The 14,485-nt window shown below is 47.8% G+C and carries 12 protein-coding genes; 6 read left to right on the forward strand and 6 right to left on the reverse strand.

Annotated elements, in window-relative coordinates:
• Positions 1–228: 228 nt before the first annotated feature.
• From VB016_05920 to VB016_05940, 5 genes are all read right to left on the reverse strand, one after another.
• A complete protein-coding gene (locus VB016_05920; GenBank protein ID MEA4978065.1) occupies positions 229–2,301 on the reverse strand; it encodes an AIPR family protein in 2,073 nt (690 codons plus the stop codon).
• Entirely contained in the window at positions 2,301–3,191 is an 891-nt protein-coding gene (locus VB016_05925) for a PD-(D/E)XK motif protein (GenBank protein ID MEA4978066.1), read from the reverse strand. Before VB016_05925 ends, VB016_05920 begins: the two co-directional genes overlap by 1 nt.
• A gap of 5 nt (positions 3,192–3,196) precedes the next feature.
• Positions 3,197–6,016: a Z1 domain-containing protein gene (locus tag VB016_05930; GenBank protein MEA4978067.1), complete on the reverse strand. Its 2,820-nt coding sequence runs from the start codon at positions 6,014–6,016 to the stop codon at positions 3,197–3,199.
• Complete coding sequence (locus VB016_05935; protein ID MEA4978068.1) at positions 6,003–7,433, reverse strand: ATP-binding protein; 1,431 nt, start codon at positions 7,431–7,433, stop codon at positions 6,003–6,005. The genes VB016_05930 and VB016_05935 overlap by 14 nt, the downstream gene beginning before the upstream one ends.
• 400 nt (positions 7,434–7,833) lie before the next feature.
• The gene (locus VB016_05940) at positions 7,834–9,195 is read right to left on the reverse strand and encodes a Sau3AI family type II restriction endonuclease (GenBank protein ID MEA4978069.1); all 1,362 of its coding nucleotides are present in this window, start codon (positions 9,193–9,195) and stop codon (positions 7,834–7,836) included.
• A 41-nt stretch (positions 9,196–9,236) separates the two neighbouring features.
• On the opposite strand from VB016_05940, the gene VB016_05945 reads away from it, so the two are divergent.
• From VB016_05945 to VB016_05965, 5 genes are all read left to right on the forward strand, one after another.
• Positions 9,237–9,677 carry a very short patch repair endonuclease gene (locus VB016_05945; GenBank protein ID MEA4978070.1) on the forward strand — a complete coding sequence of 147 codons (441 nt, stop codon included), beginning with the start codon at positions 9,237–9,239 and terminating at the stop codon, positions 9,675–9,677.
• Positions 9,678–9,696: 19 nt separating this feature from the next.
• Complete coding sequence (dcm, locus tag VB016_05950; GenBank protein ID MEA4978071.1) at positions 9,697–10,932, forward strand: DNA (cytosine-5-)-methyltransferase; 1,236 nt, start codon at positions 9,697–9,699, stop codon at positions 10,930–10,932.
• A gap of 119 nt (positions 10,933–11,051) precedes the next feature.
• On the forward strand, positions 11,052–11,243 hold the full coding sequence (locus VB016_05955; protein ID MEA4978072.1) for a hypothetical protein: 192 nt from the start codon (positions 11,052–11,054) through the stop codon (positions 11,241–11,243).
• Positions 11,244–11,371: 128 nt separating this feature from the next.
• Entirely contained in the window at positions 11,372–12,310 is a 939-nt protein-coding gene (locus VB016_05960) for an oxidoreductase (GenBank protein ID MEA4978073.1), read from the forward strand.
• A gap of 37 nt (positions 12,311–12,347) precedes the next feature.
• Positions 12,348–12,635, forward strand: a complete 288-nt coding sequence (locus VB016_05965) for a SemiSWEET transporter (GenBank protein ID MEA4978074.1) — start codon at positions 12,348–12,350, stop codon at positions 12,633–12,635.
• Here the strand turns inward: VB016_05965 and VB016_05970 are convergent.
• On the reverse strand, positions 12,625–13,344 hold the full coding sequence (locus VB016_05970) for a hypothetical protein (protein MEA4978075.1): 720 nt from the start codon (positions 13,342–13,344) through the stop codon (positions 12,625–12,627). The two genes, VB016_05965 and VB016_05970, sit on opposite strands and share 11 nt — an antisense overlap.
• Positions 13,345–13,602: 258 nt before the next feature.
• Here VB016_05970 and heR point away from each other — a divergent pair, with 258 nt between their 5' ends.
• Positions 13,603–14,379, forward strand: a complete 777-nt coding sequence (gene heR, locus VB016_05975; GenBank protein ID MEA4978076.1) for a heliorhodopsin HeR — start codon at positions 13,603–13,605, stop codon at positions 14,377–14,379.
• Positions 14,380–14,485 lie beyond the last annotated feature (106 nt).

Consider the following 14,485-nt stretch of genomic DNA (forward strand, 5'->3'; position numbering starts at 1 on the left):
GGACCGCGGCGTGAACGTGCGTTCCGAGAAGACCAAGCGCGTGAGGGAGATCTTCGAGGCGTTCGGGGTCGAAGACCCTGAGCACCTCGAGCTTGCCCCTCAGAATTCATAAGGCATGTAGCTCAATTCCGGGGATTTCGGTGTATATGCATATGGCTCCCAAATGAGCTGTCTGACACCGGGCTAAACAACGCCTTCTAATTCCTTCTTTGTCAAGTATATTCAAAATTACCCTTTGAATCCCTCTTCGCGCAACCGTTCGAGTATTTTCATCATTGAATTAGCCTGTTTGTCTGTTGGCAACTTTCCGCCGAAACCAATACGGGTGCCGATATCAAGAATTGATTTTTCATATCCCGGCAACGTATTGTGTTCAATGCCCCATTCTATTGCCTTACTCCATCCGCCGGCACCATAGTTGACAACGACGATACGGACACTCACGTCATTGCGCATCTTCTGATCGCGGGTCGCAATCCGCGTTACATAGTTTGAATGAATTTTGCTAACTAGGAATATACTCATATTTGGGTGCAATTCCACTGTTTTTGATTGAATTTTAATCCAACATTTCGGTTTTTTGCACCATTGTCCGACATTCTCTTCCTCTTTGTCCCCTGTAATCGATGAATACACGATTTCTGCAATCTGTATCAATTGCGCCTCCAATGGTTCAGATAAAGATTGCGAATTCCATATTTTCATTAAATCAAGTTCCCCCCCTAACTTTTTTATTTCATGAGACAACTTAGCTATGGTGTATGTGACAGTCTGCGCCCTATATCCCCCGTTGTACCAAGGTTGGGCGGTCACAAGGTCCTGTACTCTCCGGAAAAGAATACAGAGAGCTACAGATTCTCTGAAGTAGGTTTCGTTGTACTTCTCCAGATGTTCCACATCTATCGATTTAGCGAATTCATCAAGACTGTATTGCGCACCTTTGCTCACAATTTGCGGCTTCAGTTCATAGCTGTTACGGAATTTAGCAAGATCTGTTTTGGTGAACATCTGTCCTTTGGGATATTCTGCTTTGAATTTACTCGCTTCAGATCCCGAGCGCATGTTTATGTCCTGTTGATATTGCCCGCGTGTCCTCTCGTAATACCAACGCGTTGAATATGCCGTACCTTGAATCTGTGGTGCCCTAAGCCTGCGCGAATATTTCTCCATCTCTCTGTGGAAGGGGCTATTGGAGAAGAAATCGGATTCGCTGACTTTGTTCTGGGTGTTGGCGGAACGAGATATCATAGGAACTATTTTTTGTGCCATTTCAATATCGGGTATGACAGATATTTTCATCGGAACCGATATTTTATCCATATCGGGCTTGTCGCGTGATTTTCCAACGGTGAAAAGCGTCACGGTCGTCTGCCCCCCATTGACTATCTGCAGAGAAGTAATGTTCACAATCTTCAGAGCGTCGCCGTCCTTTCTCAATTCCAGGCCTGTCGCTGTGGCTGTAATACCGTTATTGTACGCGAAAAACATCTGTGGCTCCCTGAGAATCGTTCCTCTTATCGCTTTGTTGGTTTTCGTCGAAAGTTTTAAAAAAGAACGAACATTCGATTCGAGTAGCCTGCTGCCGTATTTTTCGTAGAATTTCGCCACTAGTGCACCAGGTATTGCACATAGATATGCGTCGTATCCCGCATCGCCTTCATTCGCATATGTGCGGAGGCATGGTATTCCATCTTCTCCGAAATCGGACATATTGATTGTAATCTCATCGAATCCGTTCTTGGAAAGGCTAAGGTCATACAAGTTGCCGATATCCCACACTTTGAGGAGAATGCTCTTGTCCTCGATGTTCCCCACATCCAAGGATTTAATCCTATCACTTTTTTCCAAGTCTGAGAGAACGAAAATCCTGTATCTGTCTATGTTTTCACGGTTATTGTATATGAATTCCGCAAGCTCGTACGCCATCTCGCTTTCTTCGATGCTGTTCTGAACGGTCCTGTCCAGAGATCCGTCGATAAATCTTCTCGCGCGTTCGGCCAGGTCTTGAATTTCTGTCTTCGTCAGTTTGGAATCGGGTTTGCTGGTGCCGTCATACCTGCATGTTATTATGGAGAATGTTCCGTCGTATTCGTCGAGGTTGTACCCGTCGATTTCCACCTTTTTTCCTCTGTTGCCGATGAGGCCTTCATAGAAACACGGTGTAAACTCCGATATCTCTTCGGCTTCGATTAGCTCTGTCATCACCGTATTGACGAACTCGGACCGGTTGAAATCCTGATTGACCTTGGATCCGATTTTTACGCTTTGAATATAATCTGTCCGATACTCGTTGATATCCATCATTTCACCCTGTATTCAACAATTTTATTCAAAGAAATATCATACTCGCCACTCAGTATACCAGACATCACCTGGGATCGTCTCAGCCGGGGAAATCCCTCTCGGACATCGTATTCATCGATCCTCACCAGTTCGTAATTGATATTGTCATAGAACGCATCATCTTCATAGCCCGCGCAAAACAAAGTTTCCATGAATTCGTTTCTGGACTCCAGGGATTGGAGCGCGCTCATTATTCTGTCGCTGAGATTTTTCAAATTTATTTTTTCTGCGGATTCCTTGGACGTCCTGCGGAGCGAGACGACAACCACTCGTCCTGGGTCATCGCGATCTAGTTGCTCGAGCGAATTAACCCTCAGTGAACTCTTCCCGTCGATCAGAGCCTTGACCTCGTACCAGCAGTCGTTCTGAACGAAGTCCTGTTTACCCCTGATTTTGTTCGTCCACGATTTAATCGCAGATGCCTCTCCATATCTTTGAATGAATAGTTTCTCCAGTGCGAGCATCTCCCCTATGAGTCCTTCTACTGCAGTTTCATCAAGATATTCACTGCAGGGTTTGAACATGCGCATCCAATGTTTGTAGTGAGATAATACAAATGCAACCCCATCTTCAGAGCTTACATTTTTACTTGATTCGATTGAATCTTCACAGAATTTGCAGAATGATTCCACATACTGCTCATCTTTGAGCACAAATGCTATGTGAAATTCTCCATTGCTCTTTTCCCATGATTCGATACTCAATCCTTTTGTTCCCTTAATCGGAGGAGGCTTATTCGTCGAGCTGACGACCAGTGCGAATTTCGGATCGCCTTCGTTATATTGCCAATCAAGAGGGTGATAAGGATCTGCCAGAATAAATTTGCAGGTCAACAGCCTTGGATCCATGCCATTCAATCCCCCTCTATTTCATCCAAATCTTCGTTGCCTCCCAGTCTGTCATAAATTACGGAGGTCCTGTATTTGATTGCGAGTCTGTCATTACCATTGTGGAAATCGTATTTTGGGAATCCCATGGCGATGCCTATCGGGGTCCTTCCTTCGAGCATGGCTCTTACCCTTTCCTTATCTGGATCCTCTGTTCCATTCTTTTCATCATATATATCTAGAACATAAATCAAGAATAACGGGCGACGTTTTTCAGTGTTGAGGTAGGCCTTTGCAGGGAAATTGAATTCTCCACCTTTGCTCTCGACCCTCTCTATTTCCTCCTTGGATAATGCAGATTTGTATTTCGATTCCAATTCTTCAATTTCAGCTCTCCATTCTCCTTTGGTTATTGTTCCTTCGCGTATGCTATCGATGCATATGCCCTCGCGTAGGTTGTGTGGTGTGATCAAGCTTGAACTGTTGAATCTTATGGTGCCCTCTTCCTTCGGTATGAAACTAGTGCGACGGGCGGTTTTGATGATACCTAATCCAGCAGACTCAAGAGTTTTTGAGACCGTTCCTGTGCCGTGTTGGATGGCTACGTCCCAATTGCTGTCAAGCTGCCCATCCCTTATCATCCGTATGACTGCTTCGTGATCAAAAAGCACGTTTCCTAACTTTGGATATTTGTATATTTCGAGGAAACTGGCGATTAAATCTCCCGGGACGTTGGGCCATACTCTGTTGCCGCCCATGAATTCGTTGACCAATGGCGTGCTCAGATCATTGAGGCGCTTTATCCATTCCTGTAGGGCCATATTATTCTCATCGACTATGCGCGGATCCACATACACTTTCGAAGTCCAAATCAGGCTTCCGTTCAAACTTTTTGTAATGTATGCCTCTCCTGCGCTCCTCATCTTATTGCGAGCAGTAATCAAGAGTCCATTTATGTCGTTCCTAACTCTGAATCCAAAATCATCTGGTGTTTTATTGAGGTCGCGCATGAGGTGGAATTCATCTTTCAGCTCTTCTGTGGCTTCGGAAATCTGATCATACCAATCAATGCTATCCTGCGTCATCCATACTCTACACAATTTGCCATAGTCATCACGATAGCCGAACCATCTCCCCATCTGCATGAGTGTATCGTAGTTGCTGGATACTCTGTAGAAGTAGCTTTGGCTCAATCCCTCTAGCGTCAGACCCCTAGAAAGACTGTTACCGCCCACAGCAATGACTCGAAGGCCGTCAGGATTATCGCTGTAGTTGAGATTCTTCGGTCCGTTTTTCTGATTGACCGATCTCACAGCAATAGGTTTCACCGCACCCTCGAGTCTCATCTGGATATCTATCCATTCGTACCCGACGTCTTTGTATTCTCTGATCCATGTGTTCTTTATCGAGCAGATATTTTTATCTTTCAGAGAATCCGATTCTGGAAGTTTGGAGTTGAGCTCCAATGAAGATTTAACTCCGAAAATATAATTGGCAATGAGCTCTCTGGCAGATTCCTGGACATTTGTGAATCTACTGACATTCACCAGCATCGACATATGACTCTTACCATATCCCTGCATCTCGCGAATAGTACAAGAAATCAAGAAGCAGTTTATCGCTTCGATAAGAGAGTCTGGCAGGATTTTTATCTTGAAATCCTTTCCGTGTTTGTATGGGATTTCCGGAAGGCCTATGTCGACCCCATCATGGATGACAGTTTCAATTTTTCTCAGCATGAACCGGTGATTTCCGTTTTCATCATACATGCTGGACGGGCCGATGTAATTGTTGGCGGCCCTGAGACAATAGATAAATTCATGCGGGTATAGGTCCTCCTTTTCGTCCGGATTGATGAATATGTTAGCATAGGGAGTGGCTGTGAAACCAACGTAAGTCGATTTGGTGAATAAGTTCAATATCTTGCGTATGCCTCTGTTTATTGCAGTTATCTCATCAGGATCTGAAGAAGTGTTGATCGAAGCATTATCCGCTTCATCGTCGATAAGGAGCAGAGGTGCTTCCAGTACCATATTTGGGCCACTACGGGTTCTCAGCCAATCGCTTAAGTTGTTCAGAATTTTTTTATTCTTTTTAACGACAAGCAACACGGGAATCTGAAGATCTGTTATCGGAACGTTGACCTGCGAGGCTATTGTGCTCTTGAAGTCGTTGTCGGTGGATGTGAAGACTGCGAACGGGAGATAATTGATTTTCCCAACTCCGATTGGTTTCCGCGCAGTGTCTGCTTTGATCAGTATGGCGCTTTCGGAACCGACAAGCCCCTCATCGAGCCGTCTTTGAGTCTGCTGACGTAATATCTCCAATGTCCCAGTAAGAAGAATTATGACCTTATATCCCACGTCGGCGGCCTTGCAACTCAATGTTGTGTACGTATTGGTTTTTCCAGATTGCACATCTCCCATAACCAATCCACGAACGGAAAATGGCCCCGATTTAGGGTCTCCGAATCCATCCATAATCTCATTCGTAATATCGTTAAGTTTGGATACGATGTCTGGAGATAATCCACGTTCACTTTGAAGATATTGTAGGTTACGTTCCGTATACTGCATCGGCGTATCCCTTGTTCTTGCTAGGTACCATGCCTTATGTTCGGAGTTCATTATCATGGATCCGACATCCAAGGTATGACCATAGATCGAAAGGATTTTTTTCTTCACCCTTTCAGCGACCACATCATCGAAATAACGAATGGTGCGGACGTCTTTTATGCACCTGTCGATTGTTGAGTCGTCTACAACTGATTCATTGTCAAGAAGAGACCTCACAATCATCATGTACGAATCGATTTCCTTCTCGTCTGGAGTTTCATCTGCTTTCATTGTATTCCTCAAGTTTTCTGATTACATTTGGATTGTTCATGAACGGCTCGGTGAAACGAAGTATGTCCATGGCAACGCCTTTTTCCAACAGTCGAATTCCCTGACCGATGTATTCCTCCTCATCGTCGGCATCTTCCGTTATAACGAGTTTAGACTCACCCATTGTGCAGAATATGTCATTGTAAGGTATTGATTTCGCGACAAGTTTCATCACATCGCGGAACCAGGTTTTGGCATCATCTTCAAGCTTATCGTACCCTTCTTTGATCACAGGGTGCTCCATGTTCAATTCGTATGTGTAGGACTTGTTGAGCGCCACTTTGTTCCAAACGTAATTCTTCGACGAGTCTGACTCCTTTCTTCCTCGAAATGTGTACTTACGTTCGCTTTTTGATATGACCCTTTCCAATACATTTTCGAATTCTTTCCTGAATTGATCAGGGACGGAAGCGGATGACTTTTTGACATCTATGTCCCATATCGAATCCATGCTGTTCGGTATTTCGACACGGACACGAGCTAATTTAGTGAGTTCCTTGCTTCTGCTCAGTTTGAACCATGTTCCTGGAATGATCAATCTTCTATTGCGATAAACCCAAAAGCCCTGAAGATTTCGTTGTGCGCCACCGATTTTGGCAATATCCTGGGGAGTCATCTTAGATTCAGGAGGTAGGACATAAGGAGTCACAACGACCTTTTGCCCATTAATTTCGACCGTCTGAGATGGCATGATGGATGTTAACGTGTTATCACTGAGGAATGGATCCAAAGGTTCCAGCTTGTTGTTGTTCATGAAGATGTTCACAGGATTCTTCTTTGAACTCATGTACATGTGGAAGTGCAAGCACAGATGACTCCTGCAGGAAACGAGTGTTTCATTCATAGACTCCTGAAGGTCGACAGCTCTCCCTCTGATTTTGTCCAAATTCTCCCAGATCACGAGCGTCCCATGTTCCAGTGTTTTAAGCATGAACATCTGGGGACAGTTATCGACCTCCTCCAGAGAAGGCAATTGTAATGTCCACTGGTCTGTTTCTATGACTCTGTCTAGGTCCCATCTGCAAGCTGCGAACCCAGCATCCGTTTTAGAAACCACAGTTAGCTTTCTGCATTGGGAGAGGGAGGCCATCTTCATGCCGAGTCCGAAACGCCCAAGATCATCCTCGGTTCGAACCATATTCGGGTCTGCACCATACCTCATGGCTATCTGCAAATCTTCTTGTTTCAAACCTTCTCCATCATCGAGTATAGCGACATAGGGGTCCTCGCTAGGGAGTGAGGTTATCCATATCCTCTTCGCCGATGCGCTGATGCTGTTATCGATAATGTCCGATATGGCCGATTCGAACGAATAACCGATTGATCGTGTAGATTCCATTAACGCGGCGGCGGTTGGAGGAGAGTCGATTTCCTTCATATGTGATTACCTCAACGCGCGTGTTTCTGCAGAAGGCTGTCGCGCGATATGCATGGGATATTTTCGCATGGTAATGTGTTTATAATACTTGTCCAATTTTTCATCCCGAATGCCGCTCTATTCTTCTTCAATGAACAGATTCTTTCTACAGCCCAACATGTTTTATTGACTTTCTTTGGTGTTGGACGCTTTTTAATGAAACGGCGTGTTTCCAAAATTTTTGTTTGCATAATTTTAAATATTGATTTAAAAACCACTAGTGTACTGACATCTGACGTGCAAAGCAAAACCAATTAATAAGGATTGAATTCGCAAACATTTCCATGACCGGTGGCGATAACGGCATCATCTGGGTCAAATAATTGAGCTAAATATGGATTATACATTTCTCTGGATATGGTTACGCCGTTTCAATGACCTTTGACATGACCTCTCTGATTGCGTTCAATACATATCCTCTGTTGAACCAAAAACACATTTTCTTGTGCATTTTACCATCGGGCCCCATGGTCAGGTCGCCGGAGTCCCTTCCGTGCGGCCTTACATGAGATATCTTGTCGGCCGAAATGGGGATGAAATTTTCATAATCTCCTTCTTTGATCTTTTCAACCGTGTCCTGCCACACCGAACGTACGGTCTCCAGGTCTTCTTCGCCCATCGACCAGAACTTTATGCCTTTGAAAATAGTCGATCTTCCGTCAGGTCCTTTCTGGTAGACCACGAAAAGGAAGCGATTCGTCATTATGTCGTACAGTTCGGATTCTTCCCAGATTTCGTTGACGATCTCCTTGTATCTGATATGAGGGAAGGACATGCTCTCTTTGAGATTTCCATTATTCTCTAAACGTACCGTCTTCATCTGGATGCCGGCCTTCTCGAATTCTTCTATTCTCTTCTTTTTGATGCCGAGCATCGCCCTGGCCATGGACGCATATCTGTCCTTACTATTACTTGGCGTTGTTCCGGTCTTTTTAATTATCTCATCTGTGCTCATTCCGACATATTGAAAAAAGATGTCAGCAACGACGTCTTCTATGTGCCTGTTCTTCAAATCTGAAATGTCCTTTATGACAGGTTCTGATTCTTTCAAAGAATCGAAGATCACTCGAAGATATTTGTTTTTCAGGCCGAACGCGCGTTGTTTGGCAGGAATGTCGCAGAAGGGCTGCCTGCGCAGGTCCCTTTCATGACCGACGCCTTTCGGCATCGCCTCCAAATAGAATGTCATGCCTCCAGATATCTCGTGGGCGAGCCCGTTCACCACCATTTCACGGATATTGTTCCAGTCTCTTTTGATGATTTCAAGGTCTACATCTGGAAACACCCATTCTGTGGTGTTCAGAATTGAATATTCGAGCGGGGTTTTTTCCTTCTCGTAGAGAAAGAACACTATCAGAAGGTCCTTATTCTTGGCCATGAAAGACTCTTCGAAGGTCTGGCCCACTATCTCCTCGTAGTTGATTATTCCTAGTGCCAGCCTCTCTTTTGGAGAATAACCGCCGAATTTCAATTTGCGCATAGGGCTAGATTTTAGCTCTATGCCGGCCTCTTCAAAATCCGGGACAGGGTCGTTGTTGTTCTCGATATGAAAATAACCGGACTCCAACACCTGGCCGAACCCGCCTTTGTTGTTCTCGTTTATTTCGCCTGAAGTGACAAAACTGCCCAGGGTCCGTCCTTTCAGCCTCTTTGCGTATTCTAAAATGGATCCTTTACTTTTCGGATCGTATGCGACCCCTTCTCTTATTTTGGGCACGCCCATCGATGGTAAACCATATTAATGAATATGTCCACTATTGATCCGTGGTTTCAGAATATCTGCGGGACGGCAGGTCGCCTTTGCCCGAAAATGAGGCCGTATCGCGCTCCATGCGCTCCAACAAAAGCAGGAACACATCGCCCGAACTGGTGCTTCGAAGTGCGCTCCGTGCCCTTGGCCATACGGGATACCGTCTGAATTGGAAAAAGGCGCCAGGAAGTCCCGATATATGTTTTGTAGGCAAGAAAGTGGCGATATTTGTCAACGGTTGCTTCTGGCACAGATGTCCGAGATGCGGCCTCCCATTACCGAAGACGCACGTCGACTACTGGTCTGCCAAGTTCGAGCGTAACACGGAAAGGGACAGGTGCAGCGAGGAGTCCTTAAGGGCCGCAGGTTGGACTGTCATCACGGTTTGGGAGTGCGAGGTCAAGAACGATCCTAAAGATGTAGCAGAAAGGATATCGATCGTTTTAAACCATTAAACCAGATGTGCCGTTGAAGATGTCTGAGAAGGTTATTTCTGTTGTAGAACTGTTTGCAGGAGTGGGCGGCTTCAGGCACGGCCTCGAGATTGCTTCCGAACGTTTTGAGACCTTATGGTCGAACCAATGGGAGCCAGGAAGAAAGAATCAATTCGCTTTCGATTGTTACGAAAGCCACTATGGGAACAGCGGATCCATAAACGTGAACGAAGACATTGCGACGGTTCAGGACGACATTCCGGAGCACGACCTACTGGTGGGCGGTTTTCCTTGTCAGGACTATTCGGTCGCCGCAACAAACGCCAAAGGCATCACAGGGAAGAAGGGGGTGCTTTGGTGGAACATCGACCATATAATTGACAAAAAGCGACCGCAGTTCGTCCTTTTGGAGAACGTGGACCGCCTCCTCAGATCCCCGAGCGCACAACGTGGCCGTGACTTCGGCATAATACTGCGCTGCCTGCATGACCAGGGATATGATGCGGAATGGCGTGTCATCAATGCCGCAGAATATGGCGAGGTCCAACGCAGAAGGCGCGTCTTCATATTCGCGTCCAAACGCGGAAACAACGGTTATGAAAAATCCCTGGGGGGATCTGGATTAAGAGAGATAGTTAACAAAAATGGTTTTTTTACAAGTGCTTTCCCAATAAAGGACGCCTTTAAAGGAGAAAAAGAATCGGAGTTCGCTATTGACGGGACCGAGTACCTGGACCTGGTCTCCATATCCGATCGCTTTGCTGAAAACTTCTACCGTGCCGGCTCTATGAAAGAAGGCAAAATCTATACGAGAGATTATTCCAGCGCCTGGGAGCCCGAAGAAGACAATGCATCAAAGACGCTCAGGTCCATACTTTTGGAGGACGTGGACGAGAAATACTTTGTCGACGACGAAAACGACATCGAGAAATGGAAATTTATGAAGGGGCCTAAAAAGCTGGTGCGCAAAAAAAGAGGCACGGACTTCGAATACCTTTATTCCGAGGGGGGCATCCCGTTCCCGGACGTCCTCGATTCGCCCAGCAGGACGATCCTGACCTCGGAGGGCTCGACGAACCGCAGCTCGCATTTTATCCTGGACCCGGCAACAGGGAGATACAGGATATTGACACCAGTGGAGTGTGAACGGCTCAATGGTTTCCCCTCGGGCTGGACGGAAGGGATGGCTGAAAGAAACCGCTATTTTGCAATGGGAAATGCCCTTGTTGTGCCTTTGATTACAAAAATGGGGACTCAAATCCTGAAGTACTGCTGATAAAGCCTATCCGAATCAGAACATAATTGTCCCAACCGTGACTACATCGAATTCCATAACAAACGTGTATTTTGGGACGCGTATGATCTTTTTTTCTACTCTGCCTGTATCTTCGTAATATGAGATATGCAATAATCACCACCGAAGGCACCACGACATCTCCAAATGGCAGCGACGTCGAAAACGTCCAAGTGCTTGCGTTTATCGAAGCCGCCGACGGTTTTTCAGCTATGTCTGAATTTAAAGAATTTTATTCGCAGACAGTAGAAGATCTGGGATTTACAAAGTATAGTTGTTTCCCCGAAGACTGATTCTGTACGATCGCCCGCTGTATCGTCCGTTTCACGTAATATGATATTTCCCGCTTTTTTGAACAAAGAAAAACTTGTCTGAGATGTCTGGGGAGAACGATTATCTAAACCTCGATCATTTAACCCACATGGCTGAAAAATGGGATTGGCATAACGATGTTGTGCCCCGCATAGACGGGAAACGCGTTGTGGTGACCGGGGGCGCATCGGGACTGGGCGCATACATCGCCGAAGCTCTCTGCGCCAAAGGGGCATCTGTCGTATTGGCCGACAGGGATGTAAAAGGCGCGGAAACTGTTGCCGGGAAGATCGCCTCCTCTGTGCCCCGAGCCGATGTTTCCGTCCGTTTTCTTGACTTGGCAGACCCTGTTACGATAGAGGATTTCGCAACCTGGTACATGTCCGAATACAGCACTTTGGACATACTCGTGAACAACGCCGGGATCATGACGCCGCCCTACGGCAAGACCGTCAAAGGATTCGAATCCCAGTTGGGAGTCAACCATCTGGGACATTTCACTCTCGCATACCACCTTCTGCCTGTCCTGGCCTCGACTCCCGGGTCCCGCCTCGTCACCCAGACCTCCATCGTGCACCGCGGAGGAAAAATCAATTTCAAAGATATCAATTCCGAGAGATCGTACAGTCCCTGGAAGGCGTACAAGCAGAGCAAGCTGGCCACGCTGCTCTTCTCCCGGGAGCTTGACAGACGCCTAAGGTCTCTGGGAATGGAGGCTCCGGTCAGCGTAGCCAGCCACCCCGGCCTGGTCGACACCCAGTTGTACCGGAACAGAGAGAGGATGAGAAGATGGCTCAAACCGTTCATGCACGAACTGGAGGCCGGCGCAATGCCGGCCCTCCGCGCGGCCCTGGACCCGGAGGCCCGGGGAGGCCAGCTCTACGGCACCGACGGTTGGATGGAGTTCAAGGGCCGGGCCATTCTGGTACGGCCTCACGGAAAGGGGAAAAACACGGACCTGGCCTCCAAGGTGTGGGAGCTTTCCGAAAATATGACCGGACTGGACTTCTCGGCCCGTCTGCGTGAGTGCGCGTCGGGCGATCGGTGAAGCATAATATCATTACAATAGACCGTAGTGCGGGTACATGGACCAGATAACCATCATAGGGCTGGCGGCAGGCCTGATCACCACAATGGGATACGTACCTCAGGTGATCAAGGGATACCGCAGCGGGCGCATGGAGGACGTCTCTCTTTTCATGCCCGCGTTCCTCATGGTGGGCATGGGCCTCTGGCTCATCTACGGCATCTTTCTCGGGGACCTTCCGATAATGCTCTGGAACGCCGTATCCGTGGCCCTCAACGCGGCGATGATAATAATGAAGGTCCGTTACGGCAAGAAAAGAAAAAATAAGGCGGAAGTCACTCGCTGAGCCGAGAGAACGGGCAGACCGAGATACACCTTCCGCAGGCCCTCTCGGGCTTGCTGCCGTCGCCGATCAGCTTTGCCTCGAACACTCCGCACTTCTTCCAATCTATGACCGCGTCCCGGCTCTCGGGGTGGTGGCCGAACTCGGTTTCTTTCAGAACCTTCATCGCGCACCGGTCGATGCATTCGGTGCATTCTCCGCATTTGCTGTCGACGAGCTTCGCCTTCCGTGTGACCGGCATGTCCGTGAGCACCGCGCCCATACGCTGTCTGGGCCCGTACTCGTCTGTGATGAACAGCCCGTTCTTGCCTATCCAGCCCATTCCGGACCTGGCCGCGATTGCCTTTTGTGATATAGGTCCGAGGAGATTCTCCATGTCGATCCTCTGAGAGGGGTCGATGAACCTGGCCTTGTAGCCCTCGGCCGCCAGTATCTGCACTATCTTCTCTCCCGCCTCCTTGAGCTTCTTGTTGCACATCTTGTAGGCCGATCGTATCTCCTCGCTCGGTTTCTCCAAAGATGCCCGGGCCGCTTCCTTGGGTATCTCCACGGCGAATGTCACCGCATAAGGGAACTCGAAGACGGCGGCATCGCCGGCCGGCATGCCCTTGAGATCGGACATATCGGCGAATCCTATCAGGCATGAGCCCGATTCCAGTGCGGCGGCCTCGATCTTCTGATAAAGCGGTTCCAAAGTACCGGTGTGCGTCATGCGCGGAGGATGCATGTGGCCGAAAATAAAGGTTGTTCTTTAAGTGCGACATTCAGGACGTCAAATTTTCTGAATTTGGACCGAGGCTTCTGTCTGAAGATGAAGCAGGCGGTACCTTTCGCATTGTTTTTCATTAAAAATATTACCGTGGTGAAAACAGAGCCAGAACATGATCTGGCTGGATGTTCCGCCCTACATAGAGGACATGGAACCCGGATAAGGATATATACGTATTAACGCCGTGCAACAGTGATCCACATGAACGACGCTGTATCAGACGATATAAAGTTCCAGAAGCTTAGACGGTTCAACCTGATAATGGGATTCTTCCATTTCATCCAGGCCGCCATAATGCTCGCGATAGCGAACTACGACGTGCAGATGAGTTTCACCACTTCGTACATCGACGCCACCGCCGGATTCCCTCCCGTCGGGCCCGGAGCCGCTCAAGTTTTATTCAGCGTGCCCTTGGGACCGATGGTGGCCGTATTCCTGCTGATGTCGGCTATAGCCCATCTCTCGATCGCCACGTTCGGGTTCGACTGGTACGTTAAGAACCTCAAGATGAACATGAACAAGGCCCGCTGGTTCGAGTACGCGTTGTCCTCTTCATTCATGTTGGTGGTGATAGCCTGGCTTTGCGGCATGTTCGACTTCGTATCCATCATAATGCTGTTCTCCCTGAACGCATGCATGAACCTGTTCGGCTACATGATGGAGGCGCACAACCAGAACACCAAGAAGACGGATTGGACCTCGTTCATATTCGGATGCTTCGCCGGGCTCGTCCCCTGGGTCGCGCTGATCATGTACTTCACCGGCGTCACCGGAGGCTCCCCTCCTGCGTTCGTCTACGGTATCATGGTCTCGATCGCTTTCTTCTTCAACATATTCGCGGTCAACATGATCCTGCAGTACAAGAAGGTCGGAAAGTGGAAGGACTACCTCTACGGCGAGAGGGTGTATATCATACTGAGCCTGGTGGCCAAGACCGCCCTGGCCTGGCAGGTGTTCGCCGGGACCATGGTCGGCTGAACGCCGGCTAAACCCCTTCAATAACTTTTTCTGCTGCGCGTCGGGCGTCTGCGGTCTTCGCGGACGGCCGACCGCAGATCTTGATTTTGCATATTTGGGACTTCTT

Source organism: Methanomassiliicoccaceae archaeon (genome assembly GCA_034928305.1).
In the GTDB taxonomy this organism is placed as follows: domain Archaea; phylum Thermoplasmatota; class Thermoplasmata; order Methanomassiliicoccales; family Methanomethylophilaceae; genus VadinCA11.

Excerpts from the sequence above, each read along its gene's own strand:
- VB016_05920 (MEA4978065.1), bottom strand. The coding sequence starts at position 2,301 with ATGGATATCAACGAGTATCGGACAGATTATATTCAAAGCGTAAAAATC.
- VB016_05925 (MEA4978066.1), bottom strand. The coding sequence starts at position 3,191 with ATGGATCCAAGGCTGTTGACCTGCAAATTTATTCTGGCAGATCCTTAT.
- VB016_05930 (MEA4978067.1), bottom strand. The coding sequence starts at position 6,016 with ATGAAAGCAGATGAAACTCCAGACGAGAAGGAAATCGATTCGTACATG.
- VB016_05935 (MEA4978068.1), bottom strand. The coding sequence starts at position 7,433 with ATGAAGGAAATCGACTCTCCTCCAACCGCCGCCGCGTTAATGGAATCT.
- VB016_05940 (MEA4978069.1), bottom strand. The coding sequence starts at position 9,195 with ATGGGCGTGCCCAAAATAAGAGAAGGGGTCGCATACGATCCGAAAAGT.
- dcm (MEA4978071.1), top strand. The coding sequence starts at position 9,697 with ATGTCTGAGAAGGTTATTTCTGTTGTAGAACTGTTTGCAGGAGTGGGC.
- VB016_05955 (MEA4978072.1), top strand. The coding sequence starts at position 11,052 with ATGAGATATGCAATAATCACCACCGAAGGCACCACGACATCTCCAAAT.
- VB016_05960 (MEA4978073.1), top strand. The coding sequence starts at position 11,372 with ATGGCTGAAAAATGGGATTGGCATAACGATGTTGTGCCCCGCATAGAC.
- VB016_05965 (MEA4978074.1), top strand. The coding sequence starts at position 12,348 with ATGGACCAGATAACCATCATAGGGCTGGCGGCAGGCCTGATCACCACA.
- VB016_05970 (MEA4978075.1), bottom strand. The coding sequence starts at position 13,344 with ATGACGCACACCGGTACTTTGGAACCGCTTTATCAGAAGATCGAGGCC.
- heR (MEA4978076.1), top strand. The coding sequence starts at position 13,603 with ATGAACGACGCTGTATCAGACGATATAAAGTTCCAGAAGCTTAGACGG.